13 protein-coding genes and 1 tRNA gene are annotated in these 14096 nt (G+C 66.7%); 9 read left to right on the forward strand and 5 right to left on the reverse strand.

Annotation, left to right across the window (positions count from 1 at the left end; translation table 11 throughout):
* Window positions 1–130: 130 nt before the first annotated feature.
* Complete coding sequence (locus tag ACNUDN_RS13505; RefSeq protein WP_419122416.1) at window positions 131–1390, forward strand: PE-PPE domain-containing protein; 1260 nt, start codon at window positions 131–133, stop codon at window positions 1388–1390.
* 41 nt (window positions 1391–1431) lie between these two features.
* Here ACNUDN_RS13505 and ACNUDN_RS13510 read toward each other — a convergent pair.
* Window positions 1432–1508 (reverse strand) — tRNA-Leu (locus ACNUDN_RS13510).
* Window positions 1509–1589: 81 nt separating this feature from the next.
* Between ACNUDN_RS13510 and ACNUDN_RS13515 the strand changes: the two genes are divergently transcribed.
* From ACNUDN_RS13515 to ACNUDN_RS13540, 6 genes are all read left to right on the forward strand, one after another.
* Window positions 1590–2231: an ANTAR domain-containing response regulator gene (locus ACNUDN_RS13515; protein WP_419122417.1), complete on the forward strand. Its 642-nt coding sequence runs from the start codon at window positions 1590–1592 to the stop codon at window positions 2229–2231.
* Window positions 2232–2443: 212 nt separating this feature from the next.
* Window positions 2444–3655: a branched-chain amino acid ABC transporter substrate-binding protein gene (locus tag ACNUDN_RS13520; protein WP_419122418.1), complete on the forward strand. Its 1212-nt coding sequence runs from the start codon at window positions 2444–2446 to the stop codon at window positions 3653–3655.
* Window positions 3656–3748: 93 nt separating this feature from the next.
* Window positions 3749–4759, forward strand: a complete 1011-nt coding sequence (locus tag ACNUDN_RS13525) for a branched-chain amino acid ABC transporter permease (protein ID WP_419122419.1) — start codon at window positions 3749–3751, stop codon at window positions 4757–4759.
* Window positions 4756–5901, forward strand: a complete 1146-nt coding sequence (locus tag ACNUDN_RS13530) for a branched-chain amino acid ABC transporter permease (RefSeq protein ID WP_419122420.1) — start codon at window positions 4756–4758, stop codon at window positions 5899–5901. Before ACNUDN_RS13525 ends, ACNUDN_RS13530 begins: the two co-directional genes overlap by 4 nt.
* Window positions 5898–6791: an ABC transporter ATP-binding protein gene (locus ACNUDN_RS13535; RefSeq protein WP_419122421.1), complete on the forward strand. Its 894-nt coding sequence runs from the start codon at window positions 5898–5900 to the stop codon at window positions 6789–6791. The genes ACNUDN_RS13530 and ACNUDN_RS13535 overlap by 4 nt, the downstream gene beginning before the upstream one ends.
* On the forward strand, window positions 6778–7518 hold the full coding sequence (locus ACNUDN_RS13540) for an ABC transporter ATP-binding protein (protein WP_419122422.1): 741 nt from the start codon (window positions 6778–6780) through the stop codon (window positions 7516–7518). The genes ACNUDN_RS13535 and ACNUDN_RS13540 overlap by 14 nt, the downstream gene beginning before the upstream one ends.
* Window positions 7519–7612: 94 nt before the next feature.
* On the opposite strand, the gene ACNUDN_RS13545 is transcribed toward ACNUDN_RS13540, so the two are convergent.
* The 4 genes from ACNUDN_RS13545 to ACNUDN_RS13560 all read right to left on the reverse strand — a co-directional run bounded on the left by ACNUDN_RS13545 (window position 7613) and on the right by ACNUDN_RS13560 (window position 10372).
* On the reverse strand, window positions 7613–7840 hold the full coding sequence (locus ACNUDN_RS13545) for a DUF167 domain-containing protein (RefSeq protein WP_419122423.1): 228 nt from the start codon (window positions 7838–7840) through the stop codon (window positions 7613–7615).
* Window positions 7841–7950: 110 nt separating this feature from the next.
* Window positions 7951–9159, reverse strand: a complete 1209-nt coding sequence (locus tag ACNUDN_RS13550; RefSeq protein WP_419125155.1) for a lipid-transfer protein — start codon at window positions 9157–9159, stop codon at window positions 7951–7953.
* Window positions 9160–9182: 23 nt separating this feature from the next.
* Window positions 9183–9578 (reverse strand): Zn-ribbon domain-containing OB-fold protein, encoded by a 396-nt coding sequence (locus ACNUDN_RS13555; RefSeq protein ID WP_419125156.1) that lies wholly within the window; start codon window positions 9576–9578, stop codon window positions 9183–9185.
* A gap of 116 nt (window positions 9579–9694) precedes the next feature.
* The gene (locus ACNUDN_RS13560) at window positions 9695–10372 is read right to left on the reverse strand and encodes an alpha/beta fold hydrolase (RefSeq protein ID WP_419122424.1); all 678 of its coding nucleotides are present in this window, start codon (window positions 10370–10372) and stop codon (window positions 9695–9697) included.
* 71 nt (window positions 10373–10443) lie between these two features.
* Between ACNUDN_RS13560 and ACNUDN_RS13565 the strand changes: the two genes are divergently transcribed.
* The gene (locus tag ACNUDN_RS13565; protein WP_419122425.1) at window positions 10444–11346 is read left to right on the forward strand and encodes a LysR family transcriptional regulator; all 903 of its coding nucleotides are present in this window, start codon (window positions 10444–10446) and stop codon (window positions 11344–11346) included.
* A 79-nt stretch (window positions 11347–11425) separates the two neighbouring features.
* The gene (polA, locus tag ACNUDN_RS13570) at window positions 11426–14086 is read left to right on the forward strand and encodes a DNA polymerase I (protein WP_419125157.1); all 2661 of its coding nucleotides are present in this window, start codon (window positions 11426–11428) and stop codon (window positions 14084–14086) included.
* Window positions 14087–14096 lie beyond the last annotated feature (10 nt).

Below are 14096 nucleotides of genomic sequence, written 5' to 3' on the forward strand. Positions count from 1 at the left end.
CGGTGCGCTGATATTTGCTCCCACAGCTCATACCGCCGTTTCGCCGAGCGGCGGGGGATCATGCGCCCCCGCTCAGGTCTGCACGAACGGCGTCACCGCTCTGCTCGTCGGGGGGGAAGGTTCCTACGCCGTGCTCACCGAGGAGCAGATGGCGACCGCCTTCGGAGGCTATTTCTCGTCTTACGATCAGCGGATCAGTGTTCCGTTCCCCGGGGACGCGGATTTCTCCGTGTCCATCCCCGCGGGGGCGACCAACCTCTACAACGCGGTCTATGAGCACCAGGCGACATCGGGTACGCCGCTGACCATCGGTGGAGTCTCCAAGGGTGCACCGTCGGTGATCGAGGCACTGCGTCGGCTGGGTGCAGATCTGGAAAACTCCAGCGACGCGACGTCGCCGCCGTCGCCGGATCAGCTGAACGTGATGATCTACGGTGCGCCGAGCCGCATCCTCTACTCCGGGGTTCGGTACCGTCCCAATCTCCCGGTCACCCCGTATGACGTGGTGCTCGTGTCGGCGGAGTACGACGGCATCGCCGATATGCCGGACAACCTGTTCAACATCCTCGCGGTGCTCAACGCCGTCCAGGGCGCCAAGATGCTGCATGTGAACGCGGCGTTCAACACCGACTTCGCGAACAGTCCGATGCACTACAAGGTGGAGACGAACACCGCCGGCGGCACGGTCACCACGATCGTCATCCCCTACACCGATCCGATAGTGCCGCTGCTGCATCCGATGCTGGCGGCCGGCGCCGATCCGGCGCAGCTGGCCAAGCTGAGCGCGATCCTCAAGCCGATCATCGACTCCGGCTACAAGCGGAACGGCTTCTTCGAAAAGAAGAAGTGGACCGACGGTATCGTCGACCTTCCGCTGCCGGCGGCCGCGGCGTCGGCCGACGGCGTCCCGAGTGCGGCCACCACCCAGGCAACGGGCGAGTCGCTGGAGGTGCCGCCGCCTCAGACCGAGAGCGCCGGGAAGGACGCCGGCACCGTACCGCTCGACACGGGCGGGCAGCCAACGCTTCGTACCGACCAGTCGGTGTCCACGCTCGCGGTCGAACCCGACGAGGGGGAGCCCACCGACGACGTGGAATCCCAGCGTGCCACGGCGGAGATCGCCGAAGGCCGGCAATCCGAAGGTCGCGGCACCGGACCGATCGCCCGCACTGTCAAGCGGTGGAGCGAGCGTTTCACCGGACACACCGATGGTGTGAGCACCAAGCGGGGTTCAGCCGCCGTCGGGGCCCCCACGAGCAACGGCGCCGACACGGGATCGGCAGGCGGCTCGGCTTCCGTACCCGGATCGGGCTCCTCGGGTGGTTCCGACTCGTCGGGCGGCCCGGGCTCCTCGGGTGGCTCGGGCGCCTCGGCTGGCTCAGAAGGCTGAGCAAGGCGGTCGGACGAGTCGCGCGCCGCAACGGTCCGGAGTGGTGCCCTCGGTGAGATTCGAACTCACACTGTACGGGTTTTGAATCCGTTTCCTCTGCCAGTTGGGATACGAGGGCGTCGCACGTGTGTGCGGCCTCCCACCATAGAGGATGGCCCCGCACTCGCTCATCCGACCCGTTCCGTTCACAATGTTGTCCATGTCATCCGCTCCCGCGTCATCGCCTGACGCCGCCGCCACACCGCGCCGAGTCCTCGTCGCCGAGGACGAAGCCCTCATCCGGCTCGACCTGGCGGAGATGCTGCGCGAGGAGGGTTACGAGATCGTCGGTGAGGCCGGCGACGGGCAGGAAGCCGTCGAACTGGCCGAGTCGCTGCGTCCGGACCTGGTGATCATGGACGTCAAGATGCCCCGGCGCGACGGGATCGACGCGGCCTCTGAGATCGCGAGCAAACGGATCGCCCCGATTGTGATCCTGACCGCGTTCAGCCAGCGTGAACTGGTGGAGCGGGCACGCGATGCCGGCGCGATGGCGTATCTGGTCAAGCCGTTCAGCATCACCGATCTCATTCCCGCCATCGAGGTGGCGGTGAGCCGGTTCGGCGAGATCGCCGAGTTGGAGAAGGAAGTCGCCAACCTCTCCGACCGCTTGGAGACCCGAAAACTGGTCGAACGCGCGAAAGGTTTGCTGCAGGCCAAGCAGGGGATGACCGAACCCGAAGCGTTCAAGTGGATCCAACGTGCGGCGATGGACCGACGCACCACGATGAAGCGGGTGGCCGAGGTGGTCCTGGAAACCCTCGACCCACCCGCCGACACCCCGCCCGAGGCCGACAAATAGCGGCTGCAGGCGCCGTCTCCGGTTAAGACTGCGTTTCCGTGGCGGCCGTTCAGCCGGTTCACTCGGTTTATCGGCGCGACGCGTTTTCCAACAGCACGCACCGGGGCTGCCCGTTAGTTATGGTCGTCGGCGAAGCACCGCCGCAGCGTCGACGCATGTTGGTCGCCGGCCGGTCGGGGGTGTCGAGCAGAACACTGAACCGGAGGTGAGACGTGCGCGGTCGCGTGGCACGCAAGGCATTTGCTGTCGGTAGCGCGGGTCTGATTGTGCTGGCTTTGGCCGGTTGCAATCAGAGCACGCCCGAAGAAGAGGCGTCGCAGACGAACCTCAGCATCGTGGAGAAGGTCCAGATCGACGAGAGCGGCGCTGAGGTCGCCGCCGCCCAAGGTGCCACACCCGCCGATCCGGCGGGCGACGGCAACGCCACCTGTCCACCGGTGTCCATCGCCATGGCCGGCGCCCTCAACGGTCCCGACGCGGCGCTCGGCATCAACATCAAAAACGGTGTGCAGTTGGCCGTCGACAAGCACAACGAGGCGAACCCCGGGTGCCAGGTGCAGCTCATCCCGTTCGACACCGAGGGAGACCCGCAGAAGGCCACCGGTATCGCCCCGCAGATCGTCAACGATCAATACACCATCGGCCTTGTCGGGCCCGCCTTCTCCGGTGAAACCAAGGCCACCGGCGGCGTCTTCGATCAGGCAGGTCTGGTCGCGGTGACCGCGTCGGCGACCAACGTCGATCTGTCGAAGAACGGCTGGCGGACCTTCTTCCGGGGTCTGGCCAACGACGGGGTGCAGGGTCCGTCGGTTGCCAACTACCTGAAGAACACGCTCGGTCACCAAAAGGTGTGCGTCGTCGACGACAGCACCGACTACGGACTGGGGCTCGGCCAGGTGGTCCGCGAGACACTCGGTCCGGTCGCCGACTCCGGGTGCAACATCTCGGTCAAGAAGGGGGACAAGGACTTCTCGGCAGCCGTCACCCAGATCAAGGGTGCTGCACCCGATTCGGTGTTCTTCAGCGGCTACTACGCCGAAGCGGCGCCGTTCGTCCAGCAGCTCAAGGACGGCGGCTTCGAGGGCACCTTCGTCAGCGCCGACGGCACCAAGGACCCCGAATTCGTCAAGCAGGCCGGTGAGTCGGCCAAGGGCGCGGTGCTGTCGTGCCCGTGCGGACCGGCCACCGGTGAATTCGCCGAGGAGTACCGGGCGAAGTTCAACCAGGAGCCCGGCACGTACAGCACGGAGGGCTATGACCTGGGCACCATCCTGCTCAAGGGCATCGACTCAGGTGCGATCACCCGGCCTGCGCTGCTCGACTTCGTGCGCAACTACCAGGGTCAAGGTGTGGCGCGCGAGTACCAGTGGACACCCGAGGGCGAGTTGACCACGACGCTCATCTGGATCTACGACGTCCAGTAGACGCTGACGCGAGGCGCGTCCGACCATCGGTTCGGGCGCGCCTCGTCGTTGTCGCACAAACCTTTCGGTCACCGGGGAGGAGCCCGCCGCCGGATGAACCTGGCTGCAAACATCAATTTCAACGTCGGAGCGTTGGTCGACAGCTTCTGGCAGTTGACGATCGACGGTCTGTCGTGGGGCGCGATCTACGCGCTGGTCGCGGTCGGTTACACCCTGGTGTTCGGTGTACTTCGGTTGATCAACTTCGCGCACTCCGAGATCTTCATGCTGGGGATGTTCGGTGCCTATTTCGCGCTGGACGTCATCCTGGGTTTCACCCCCAGCGGCAACGCCTACAACAAAGGCGTCGCGCTGACCATCCTGTACCTGGGCATCGCGATGCTGTTCGCGATGCTGGTTTCCGGGAGCGCGGCGGTCGGCCTGGAGTTCATCGCATACCGGCCGTTGCGTAAACGCAATGCGCGGGCCTTGACCTTCCTGATCACCGCGATCGGCATGTCTTTCGTGCTGCAGCAGTTCGTGCTGTTCATCCTGCCGAAGTTGATACCCGGCTACGGAGGGCCCAACGCGCAACAACCCATTGTGCTGGTGCAGCCCAGGACCCAGTTCGAGTTCCTCGGGGTGGCCGTCTCGAATGTCACCATCGTCATCATCACCGCCGCCCTGGTGCTCGCCGTGCTCACCGACACCGCGATCAACCGCACCAAGTTCGGCCGCGGCATACGTGCCGTCGCACAGGATCCGACGACCGCGACGCTGATGGGTGTCTCCCGCGAGCGCATCATCATGACGACGTTCCTCATCGGGGGTCTGCTCGCCGGCGCGGCCGCGCTGCTGTACACCCTGAAGGTGCCGCAGGGGATCATCTATTCGGGGGGATTCCTGTTGGGTATCAAGGCATTCTCGGCGGCGGTGCTCGGCGGCATCGGCAATCTGCGCGGTGCCCTGCTCGGGGGTCTGCTGCTGGGTGTCATGGAGAACTACGGGCAGGCGGTGTTCGGCACCCAGTGGCGCGACGTCGTCGCCTTCGCCCTGCTGGTGCTGGTGCTGCTGGTCCGTCCGACCGGGATACTCGGCGAGAGCCTCGGGAAGGCACGGGTATGACGCGAGTGATGGACTGGTGGGACGGTCTCACCCGGCCCCAGAAGTGGGTTTTCGGCGTCGTCCTGTTCACGGGCATCGCCTTGTCCCCGCTGTTCACGCCGGCGTTCCTTGACACCCCGGGCATCAGCTTCGGCGGCACCATGGCGCAATTCGCGATGGTGGCGATCATCGCGATCGGGCTCAACGTCGTCGTCGGGCAGGCCGGCTTGCTCGATCTGGGTTACGTCGGGTTCTACGCGGTGGGCGCCTACACCGTTGCTCTGCTCACCAGCCCCGAGAGTCCCTGGAACCAGATGAGCCCGAAGGGAATCCTGACCACGCCGTGGGCGTGGCTGGCATGTGTGCCGCTGGCGATGGCCGTCACCGCGCTGAGCGGACTGATCCTGGGCACCCCGACGCTGCGGCTGCGCGGCGACTACCTCGCGATCGTCACGCTCGGGTTCGGCGAGATCATCCGGCTGATGGCCGACAATCTCGCTGATGTCACCAACGGGCCGCGCGGACTCAACGAAGTCGCGTTCCCGCACTTCCGCGAGGACGAACGACACCCCGAAGGGGTGTTCTCCGTAGCGAATTCGAGTGGTGACGCGAATTACGGCACCTGGTGGTTCTGGCTCGGGCTGGTTCTGATCGTGGGCATCCTGCTACTTGTCGGCAATTTGGAACGCAGCCGGGTCGGACGCGCCTGGATCGCGGTCCGCGAGGACGAGGACGCCGCGGAAGTCATGGGCGTCAACGCTTTCAAGTTCAAGCTGTGGGCGTTCACCATCGGCGCGGCGATCGGCGGATTGTCGGGCGCGCTGTACGCCGGGCAGGTGCAGTACGTTGCGCCGCCGACGTTCAACATCATCAACTCGATGCTGTTCCTGTGTGCGGTGGTGTTGGGCGGACAGGGCAACAAACTCGGAGTCATCCTCGGCGCGTTCATCATCGTCTACCTGCCCAATCGCCTGCTCGGAGTCCACTTCCTGGGTATCGACATGGGCAATCTGAAGTACCTTTTCTTCGGGTTGGCGCTGGTGGTATTGATGATCTTCCGGCCGCAGGGCTTGTTCCCGGCGCGTCAACATCTGCTCACCTACGCCAGGGCCGCACGCAAGCTGCTACGCGCACAGCCCACCGACACGGAGCCGGCCAAATGACCGCGCCTGACCACGGCGCCGGCCCCGAGGCGGACAGTGTCTTCGAGGAGAGTGTCTTCGAGGAGAATGTCGCCGAGCTCGCCGGGGTGCATCGTGAGATCGAGGCCGCCGAAGGCGAAGTTCTGCTGCAGACCACGGATCTGACCGTCAAGTTCGGCGGTCTGACGGCATTGGACGCGGTCACCTTCAACATCCGCCGAGGCGAGATCCTCGGCCTGATCGGCCCCAACGGTGCCGGCAAGACCACCTGCTTCAACGCGATCACCGGCGTCTACCGGCCCACCTCCGGGTCGGTCACCTTCGACGGATCCACCATCGGACGGATCAAGCGTCACCAGATCACCCGGCTCGGGATCGCTCGCACATTCCAGAACATCCGGCTTTTCGGCGAGATGACAGCGCTGGAGAACGTGATGGTGGGTACCGACGCCCGGCACCGGACGTCGGTGCCCGGTGCGTTGATCCGGTCGCCCCGGCACCGTCGCGAAGAGCGTTCCGCGATCGAGCGGGCCGCTGCGTTGCTGCACTTCGTCGGGATCGCGCATCGCGGTGAGGAGAAGGCGAAGAACCTGTCCTATGGTGACCAGCGCCGACTGGAGATCGCCCGGGCGCTGGCCACCGAACCCAAGCTGCTGTGCCTCGACGAGCCCGCCGCCGGCTTCAACCCGAGCGAGAAGTCGGCGTTGATCGACCTCATCCGCAAGATCCGCGACGACGGCTACACGGTGCTGCTGATCGAACACGACATGCGCCTGGTGATGGGTGTGACCGACCGCATCGTGGTGCTGGAATTCGGCCGTAAGATCGCAGACGGCCTGCCCGCCGAGATCCGCGAGGACCCGAAGGTCATCGCCGCCTACCTGGGAGTGCCCGACGATGAGCTCACCTGATCCCCGTCCGGTGCTGCTGGAGGTGCGCGACATCGTCGTGCATTACGGCCGGATCAGGGCCCTGCACTCGGTGTCGTTGACGGTGCACGCCGGTGAGCTGGTCACTCTGCTGGGCTCCAACGGCGCGGGTAAGACCACGATGATGCGCGCGATTTCGGGTCTGCTGCCGCTGACGTCGGGCTCGGTGTGGTTCGACGGACAGGACATCAGCCGGGTCAAGGCGCACCGCCGGGTGACCGACGGGCTGATCCAGGCGCCGGAGGGTCGCGGCGTGTTTCCCGGTATGACGATCGTCGAGAACCTCGAAATGGGCTGCTATGGGCGCAAATTCGCGTCCAAGGCGGAACATCAGGAACGCCTGGACTGGGTCCTGGAGACTTTTCCGCGACTGGCCGAACGTCGAAATCAGCTCGGCGGAACGCTTTCCGGTGGGGAGCAGCAGATGTTGGCCATCGGGCGTGCACTGATGGCGCGGCCCAAGGTGCTGTTGCTCGATGAACCCTCGATGGGGCTGGCACCGATGGTCATCTCGCAGATCTTCAAGATCATCGCGGAGATCAACGCGACCGGCACCACGGTGCTGTTGGTCGAGCAGAACGCGCAGCAGGCGTTGAGCCGGTCGGACCGGGCCTACATCCTGGAGACCGGCGAGGTCACCCGGACCGGCGATGCCCGAGAGCTGCTGGCGGACGACAGCATCCGCGCGGCTTACCTCGGCGTCGCCTGACCCCGGCGCTCCCCGGCTTTCCCCGGCGCGAGCGTGCGTGTCTGCGGGCGACATGCCGGTGAAAATCCCTATTTTCCGCACGCTCACGGCGGTGTCAGCCGATGCGGAACCGTTTGAGTCGAGCGGTCGCGCCGCCGGTCAACGTGACGTCGCTGCGCGGCACCCCGAAGTGGTCGGCGAGCACCCGGATCACCGCGGCGTTGGCCTTTCCCTCGATTGCGCGCTCTCGGACGTACACGGTCAGCACGCCGTCGGGTCCGGTTTCCACCAGCGGACCCTTGCTGCTGCCCGGTTTGACCCGCACCGAGATCACCTCAGCCATGGCTCCATTGAGCCGTGAGCGTGCGTGTTGTCGGGGGTTTCCGCGGCGTGTTGGCTGCAGACACGCACGCTCGCGGAGGCTCGCGGTGGGGGGTGGGGGGTGGGGTTGCTTTAGCGGGTGATGATGACTGAGGAGCCGTGGCCGAAGAGGCCTTGGTTGGCGGTGATGCCGACGGTGGCGCCGTCGACCTGGCGGCCGGTGGCTTGGCCTTTGAGTTGCCAGGTGAGTTCGCAGACCTGGGCGATGGCTTGGGCGGGGATCGCTTCGCCGAAGCTGGCCAACCCGCCGGAGGGGTTGACCGGGATGCGGCCGCCGATGGTGGTGGCTCCGCTGCGGAGCAGATGTTCGGCTTCACCCTTGGCGCATAGGCCGAGGTGTTCGTACCAGTCGAGTTCCAGGGCGGTGGACAGGTCGTAGACCTCGGCCAGCGACAGGTCTTCGGGGCCGATGCCGGCTTCGGCATAAGCGGCGTCGAGGATCTGGTCTTTGAACACCCGGGTGGGGGCGGGGACCACGGCGGTGGAGTCGGTGGCGATGTCGGGCAGTTCGGGCAGATGCTGCGGGTATTGCGGGGTTTGCAGGCTGATCGCGCGCACCGAGGGCACTCCCTGGACCGAACCCAGGTGTTTCTCGGCGAACGCTTTGCTCGCCACGATCACTGCGGCGGCGCCGTCGGAGGTGGCGCAGATGTCGAGCAGCCGCAACGGGTCCGATACGACCGGGGAGGCCAGCACGTCGGCGACGGTGGCTTCTTTGCGGTAGCGGGCGTTGGGGTTGTCCAGGCCGTGGCGGGCGTTTTTGACCTTCACGGTGGCGAAGTCTTCGACGGTGGCGCCGTAGAGGTCCATGCGCCGGCGGGCCAGCATCGCGAAGTAGACGGTGTTGGTTGCGCCGATGAGGTGGAAGCGCTGCCAGTCGGGATCGCTCTTGCGTTCGCCGCCGACGGGGGCGAAGAAGCCTTTGGGGGTGGTGTCGGCGCCGATGACCAGGGCGACGTCGCACAGGCCGGCCAGGATGTGGGCGCGGGCGCTCTGCAGGGCCTGGGAGCCGGAGGCGCAGGCGGCGTAGCTGGAGGTGATCGGGATGCCGTTCCAGCCCAGTTTCTGGGCGAACGTCGCGCCGGCGACGAAGCCGGGGTAGCCGTTGCGGATGGTGTCTGCGCCGGCGACGAGTTGGATCCGGCGCCAGTCCAGGCCGGCTTCGGCCAGGGCGGCGCGGGCGGCCACGACGCCGTATTCGGTGAAGTCGCGTCCCCATTTGCCCCAGGGGTGCATACCGGCACCGAGGATGTAGACCGGTTCCGGCGGGCTGGAGCGCAGCGACTCGGGGGATGTGGCAGGGCTCATGAGGGGATCCTCCAGGCGTGGACGATGCGCTCGACGCCGTCGTCGTCGACATACAGCGGCATGGTGGTCAGTTCCATCTCCATGCCGACCTCCAGATCGGCGGCCAGGGTGCCCTCGACGACCTTGCCGAGCACGATCAGGCCTTCGGCGGCGAGTTCGACCGCGGCCACGGCGAACGGCTCGAACGGATCCGGTGACGGGTAGGGAGGTGGCGGGGCGTACCGGTTTTCGGTGTAGCTCCACAGCCGGCCGCGCCGAGACAGCGGCACCTGGGCCAGCTCGTCGCCGTCACAGCCCGGGTTGGGACAGTTGTCGGCCCGGGGCGGGAACACGAAGGTCCCGCACCGGTGACACTTACCGCCGATCAAATACGGATCGCCCGACCCGTCCATGGCGAACCACCCGTCGATCGCAGGCTGCGTGGAAGCTGACACGCGGTCAGCGTACCGAGTTCAGGGCGCAAAGTTGAAACGTGTTCCAGTTTTGTTCCGGTGAGCGGGGTGAGCGGTCAGTGCCGGACGGTCTCGAGCAGGATTGCGAGAAGCTCCTCGGGACAGTCGCGCATCAGGTTGTGCTTGCCGTCGAGTTCACGGCAGATCCAGGTGGGGTCGTCGCGCACCCGGTCGTAGGACGGCTGCAACGGCGACTGTCCGGGCCAGTCCCGCGCGTAGACGAACACTCGGCGGCGGAATCGGCTGAGGTCACCGGCCAGTCGCAGCGGCTGCAGCAGGGTCGCCAGCGGATGCGACGTCGCCCGCGGGTCGAAGAACGGCAACGGCGGCACTCCGAACCCGCTGTCGTCGACCCGGACGTACCAGGCGCGCTCGTCGTCGTCGACCAGATCCCAGCAGCGTTCGCCGGCGCGCGGCACCACCGCGTCGATGAACACCAGTGAGTTCACCTGATCGGGGATCCGGTCGGCGACACCGGTGATCACCATGCCGCCGTAGCTGTGCCCGACGAGGACGAGATCCGCGCCGGCGGCGGTGTCGGCGCTGATCGCGGCGAGCACGTCGGTGAGGTGGGTGTCCAGGTTGACTGCGCCGGGCAGCAGGTGGGACCGCTCGGCCACGCCGGTCAGGGTGAGCGCCAGCACGTGGTGGCCCTGCGCGCGCAGCGAGGCCGCGAGACCGTCGAAACACCATGCGCCGTGGCACATCCCCGGGACCAACACATATGTGCTCATGCCGTTCACGCTGCCCGCGTCCGACGTATAAGTCCAATAGATCTTTGTTGCTGAATCTATAATTAGCGGTTATGGAGCTTCGCCAGCTGGAGTACTTGGTCGCGGTGGTCGAAGAGGGCAGCTTCACCGGGGGGGCCCAGCGCGAACACGTGGCGCAGCCGGCCGTCAGCGCACAGATCCGCCGGTTGGAACACCTGGTCGGCCAGCCCCTGCTGCTCCGCACCAGCCGGGAGGTGCGGCTGACCCAGGCCGGGGCGGCGTTGCTGCCCCACGCGCGGACGGCGCTGGCCGCGGTCCGGGCCGCACAGGCGGCGGTCGACGACGTCGCCGACCTGGTGCGCGGCACCCTCGCCGTCGGCACGGTGACGCTGCACCCGGTCGACGTGGCACGGCTGATCGCCGACTTTCACACCGAGCATCCCGGCGTCGAGATCACCCTGAGCACCGACAACTCCGATGCGCTGCTGGCCGGGTTGGCCGATGGCAGGCTCGATGCCGCCATCGTGTCGATCGGTGTCGAGGAGGAACCGCCGGGGCTCGATTACCAGGTGATCACCGACGAACCGCTGGCTGCGGCGGTGGCCCCCGAGCACCCGCTGAGGCACCGGAAAACTCTGACGCTGCAACAGCTTTGCGACTTCAGGTTGATCTCGCTGCCGCGCGGCACCGGCCTGAGGTCACGACTCGACCAGGCGTGCGCCGACGCGGGGCTGCGGCCGCGGATCGCGTTCGAGGCCACCAGCCCGCAGGAGCTGGTGCAGCTGGCCCGGCATGGTCTGGGGGTCGCGCTGGTCCCGCAGTCGATGGTGGCCGGCGGCGGGCTGCACGAGGTGCGGATCACACCGCGGCTGCGGGGCCGGTTGGTGTGGGCCTGGCGCGCCGACGCCGCCAATCCGGCAGCTCGCCTGCTGAACCTGCGGGCCCGCGCCGTGATTGCGGCGACGGCCGCGCCGGCTGTCACACCGGGTGCCTAGAGTGATCTGGGTGAGCCCCGCCAAGACTGCATCGGAGACCAAGGCCGCCGGCGCGGCTGCCGGCGACAAACCCACCCTGATGCTCCTGGACGGCAACTCGCTGGCCTTCCGCGCCTTTTACGCACTGCCGGCCGAGAATTTCAAGACCCAGGGTGGGCTGACCACCAACGCCGTCTACGGCTTCACCGCGATGCTGATCAACCTGCTGCGCGATGAACAGCCCAGCCACATCGCGGCCGCCTTCGACGTCTCGCGGCAGACGTTCCGGCTGGAGAAGTACCCCGAATACAAGGCGGGCCGGTCGGCCACTCCCGACGAGTTCCGCGGCCAGATCGACATCACCAAAGAAGTGCTCGGGGCCCTCGGTATCACCGTGCTCGCCGAGCCCGGATACGAGGCCGACGATGTCATCGCGACGCTCGCCACACAGGCCAGGGACGAGGGCTACCGGGTGCTGGTGGTGACCGGGGACCGCGACTCGCTGCAGCTGGTCAGCGACGACGTCACGGTGCTCTACCCGCGCAAGGGCGTCAGTGAGCTGACCCGATTCACTCCCGATGCGGTGCTGGAGAAGTACGGTCTGACCCCCGCCCAGTACCCGGACTTCGCGGCGCTTCGTGGCGACCCGAGCGACAACCTGCCGGGCATACCGGGGGTGGGGGAGAAGACCGCGACCAAGTGGATCGCCGAATACGGTTCACTGCAGTCGCTGGTCGACAACGTCGACAAGGTCAAGGGCAAGGTGGGCGATGCGCTGCGCGCCCACCTGTCTAGCGTGGCGCTCAATCGCGAGCTCACCGACCTGGTCAAGGATGTTCCGTTGGCGCAGACCCCGGACACGCTGCGCATGCAGCCGTGGGACCGCGACCACATCCATCGTCTCTTCGACGACCTCGAATTCCGGGTGTTGCGCGACCGGCTGTTCGACACCCTGGCCTCCGCCGACCCGGAGGTGGAGGACGGGTTCGAGGTTCGCGGCGAGGCGCTGGAGGCGGGAACACTGGCCGGGTGGCTGGCCGAACACAGCCACGGGCAGCGGTTCGGCCTCGCCGTGGTCGGCAACCATCTCGCATTCGACAGCGATGCCACCGCACTGGCGCTGGTCGCGCCCGACGGCGACGGCCGGTACATCGATACCACGAGTCTGGATCCGGCCGACGAAGCGGCGCTGGCCGCGTGGCTGGCCGATCCGGGGGTTCCGAAGGCGCTGCACGAGGCCAAGCTCGCGATGCACGATCTGCAGGGCAGAGGATGGACGCTGGCAGGCGTCACCTCCGACACCGCGCTGGCGGCCTACCTGGTCCGGCCCGGGCAACGCAGCTTCGCTCTCGACGACCTCTCGCTGCGGTACCTGAAACGCGAGTTGCGTGCGGATAACCCTGAGCAGCAACAGCTTTCGCTGCTCGATGACAGTGACGGCGTCGACAATCAGGCGGTGCAGACCCTGCTGTTGCGGGCCAGCGCGGTCACCGATCTCGCCGACGCGCTCGACGAGGAACTGGCCCGGATCGACTCCTCGGCGCTGCTGGGCACCATGGAGCTGCCGGTGCAGCGGGTGCTGGCCGATCTGGAGACGGTCGGGATCGCGGTCGATCTGCAGATGCTCTCGGAACTGCAGAGCGAGTTCGCCGGACATATCCGGGACGCCGCCGAGGCGGCCTACGCGGTCATCGGCAAGCAGATCAATCTCGGTTCACCCAAGCAGCTGCAGGTGGTGCTGTTCGACGAGCTGGAGATGCCGAAGACCAAGCGCACCAAGACCGGTTACACCACCGACGCGGACGCGCTGCAGTCGCTGTTCGACAAGACCGGGCACCCCTTTCTGCAGCACCTGCTGGCGCACCGGGACGCGACTCGGTTGAAGGTCACGGTCGATGGCCTGCTCAACGCGGTCGGATCCGACGGCAGGATCCACACCACCTTCAACCAGACGATCGCGGCGACCGGCCGGCTGTCATCGACGGAACCCAACCTGCAGAACATCCCGATCCGCACCGAGGCCGGGCGCCGCATCCGCGACGCGTTCGTGGTGGGTGGGGGCTATGCGGAGTTGATGACGGCCGACTACAGCCAGATCGAGATGCGGATCATGGCGCACCTGTCTCAGGACGAGGGCCTCATCGAGGCGTTCAACACCGGTGAGGATCTGCACTCGTTCGTCGCCTCCCGCGCATTCTCGGTACCGATCGAGGAGGTCACCGCCGACCTGCGGCGCCGGGTGAAAGCCATGTCGTACGGGCTTGCGTACGGGCTGAGCGCCTACGGACTGTCCCAGCAGCTCAAGATCTCCACCGAGGAGGCCAAAGAGCAGATGGAGCAGTACTTCGCGCGGTTCGGCGGCGTCCGGGACTACCTGCGTGATGTGGTCGACCAAGCCCGCAAAGACGGTTACACGTCGACGGTGTTCGGCCGGCGGCGTTACCTTCCGGAACTGGACAGCAGCAACCGCCAGGTCCGTGAGGCGGCTGAACGGGCCGCGCTCAACGCGCCGATCCAGGGCAGTGCCGCCGACATCATCAAGGTCGCGATGATCAACGTCGACCAGGCCATCAAGGACGCCGGACTGTCATCGCGGATGCTGCTGCAAGTGCACGACGAACTTCTGTTCGAGGTCGCCGACGGAGAGCGTGACGCGCTGGACGCCCTGGTTCGCGAGCACATGGGCAGCGCCTACCGGCTCGACGTGCCGCTGGAGGTCTCGGTGGGATACGGCCGCAGTTGGGACGGTGCTGCGCACTGACGTGCGCGCG

It is taken from the genome of Mycobacterium sp. smrl_JER01 (assembly GCF_048513595.2).
GTDB lineage: Bacteria > Actinomycetota > Actinomycetes > Mycobacteriales > Mycobacteriaceae > Mycobacterium.